Genomic DNA, 2,208 nt, shown 5'->3' on the forward strand with positions numbered 1-2,208 from the left:
TTCATCACCAACAATGCGTCCCGCGGGGCAGACGAAGTCGCCGAGCACTTGCGTGATTTGGGCTTCGCGGCAACCGGCGACGACGTCGTCACCAGCGGCCAGGCCGCCGCGCATGTGCTCGCCGACCAGCTTCCGCCCGGCTCGCGAGTACTGGTTGTGGGCACCGATTCACTGGCCAATGAGATAGCGGCAGTCGGATTGCGGCCGGTCCGGTTGTGGCAAGACGAGCCGGTGGCCGTGGTCCAGGGCCACTCGCCCACTACAGGATGGCTCGATCTCGCTGAGGCCGCGTTGGCCATCCGCGCGGGCGCGCTGTGGGTGGCGGCCAATGTCGACCGCACCTTGCCCTCCGAACGCGGGCTGCTGCCCGGCAACGGGTCGATGGTTGCCGCACTGCAAGCGGCAACCGATGCCGAACCGCAAGTGGCCGGTAAGCCGGCGCCGACATTGCTGACCGATGCGGTGGCACGCGGCGACTTTCACGCCCCGCTGGTGGTCGGTGACCGCTTGGACACCGATATCGCGGGCGCCAACGCGGCAAAGCTGCCCAGTCTGATGGTGCTCACCGGGGTGAATTCGGCTCGCGACGCCGTTTATGCCGTGCCGTCGCAACGGCCCACCTACATCGCACACGACCTGCGCTCACTGCACCGGGACGCCGAGCAGCTCGCGGTTGCACCGCAATCGGCCTGGCGAGTCGAAACCCGTGACGGGACGGTGATGGTCAGCGCGAACGACGACACCAGCGCCGGGGATGGACTGTCGGTCGTCCGCGCCGTCGCCAGGGCGGTTTGGGACGCAGGCTGCGACGGCGACCATGTCACTATCGAGGCCGGCGACGAGCAAGCCCGCGACGCCCTGAGCCGCTGGTCCCTGCTCACCGACGAAGATCGGCTAGCGTAAAGAGCGCAATGACCCGCGCCGGCGACGATGCAGAGCGAAGCGATGAGGAGGAGCGGCGCAGTGACATACGACCCTGACCAGATCCGCGCTCAGATCAACGCGCTGCTCGCCGGGCTGCCCGATCTCGCGGACGATGAGAACAGCCTCGCCGAGGCCGACCTCGACGAGATCGCGCGCCGACTCTCCGAAGCGCACGACGTGCTGGTGCGCGCGCTGGAGTCGGCGGAGAAGGGCTGAACGCGCGTGGCACGGCGCGCCCGCATCGACGCCGAGCTAGTTCGGCGCGGGCTGGCGCGATCCCGTCAGCAGGCCGCGGAGTTGATCGGCGCCGGCAAGGTGAGTATCGACGGGATGCTGGCGGCCAAGCCGAGCACCAACGTGCCTGTCACCGCCGCCGTCACCGTCGCGCACGGTGACGACCGCAACTGGGTGTCGCGCGGTGCTCTCAAACTCATTGGGGCGCTTGATACGTTCGGCATTGCGGTCGAGGGACGACGCTGCGTCGATGCGGGCGCGTCGACCGGTGGGTTCACCGAAGTGCTGCTGGATCGGGGAGCGCGGGAAGTCGTCGCCGCCGACGTCGGCTACGGACAGTTGGCGTGGTCGCTGCGGTGCGATCCGCGGGTGGTGGTCGTCGAGCGCACCAACATCCGTGATCTGTCGCCTGCTGCCATCGGTGGCCCGGTCGACGTGGTGGTGGCTGACCTGTCGTTCATCTCGTTGCGCACTGTGTTACCGGCCTTGACTGGATGCGCGTGGCCGCACGCCGATATCGTTCCCTTGGTGAAGCCGCAGTTCGAGGTCGGGAAGGGTCAGGTCGGGCCTGGCGGTGTGGTGCATGACCCGAAGCTGCGCCGCGAGTCGGTGCTCGCTGTGGCGCGGCGGGCCGAGCAGCTGGGATGGCCCACTGTGGATGTCACAGCCAGCCCGCTGCCGGGCCCGTCGGGCAACGTCGAATACTTCTTGTGGCTCCGTGCCGAGGCGGACCGGCCGCTAACCGGCGAGGCGTTGGTTGACGCGGTACGGCACGCCGTCGACGAGGGGCCGCAATGACGCACGATCGTACGGTGCTGTTGGTGGTGCACACTGGACGCGAAGAGGTGACCGATACCGCGCGCCGGGTCGAAAAAACGCTGGCGGACAACGGGATTGGATTGCGCGCGCTGTCGGCTGAGGCGGTCGACCGGGGTTCGGTGCACCTGTCGCCCGACGACATGCGGGCGTTGGGCGTCGACATCGAGGTGGTCGACGCGGACCCTCGCGCCGCCGAAGGATGCGAACTCGTGCTAGTGCTCGGAGGTGACG

4 protein-coding genes are annotated in these 2,208 nt (G+C 68.4%); all 4 read left to right on the top strand.

All coding sequences use genetic code 11. From position 1 onward, the window contains the following. Positions 1 to 903 (top strand): HAD hydrolase-like protein (locus ACFE99_RS24580; protein ID WP_375489424.1); only part of this gene is annotated, 903 nt, incomplete at its 5' end. A gap of 60 nt (positions 904 to 963) precedes the next feature. Then, a complete protein-coding gene (locus ACFE99_RS24585) occupies positions 964 to 1,140 on the top strand; it encodes a hypothetical protein (RefSeq protein ID WP_169922538.1) in 177 nt (58 codons plus the stop codon). A 6-nt stretch (positions 1,141 to 1,146) separates the two neighbouring features. After that, the gene (locus ACFE99_RS24590; protein WP_375489420.1) at positions 1,147 to 1,956 is read left to right on the top strand and encodes a TlyA family RNA methyltransferase; all 810 of its coding nucleotides are present in this window, start codon (positions 1,147 to 1,149) and stop codon (positions 1,954 to 1,956) included. Then, positions 1,953 to 2,208 (top strand): NAD(+)/NADH kinase (locus ACFE99_RS24595; RefSeq protein ID WP_375489422.1); only part of this gene is annotated, 256 nt, incomplete at its 3' end. The genes ACFE99_RS24590 and ACFE99_RS24595, both read left to right, overlap by 4 nt.

The sequence above is a fragment of the uncultured Mycobacterium sp. genome (genome assembly GCF_964249325.1).
GTDB lineage: Bacteria > Actinomycetota > Actinomycetes > Mycobacteriales > Mycobacteriaceae > Mycobacterium.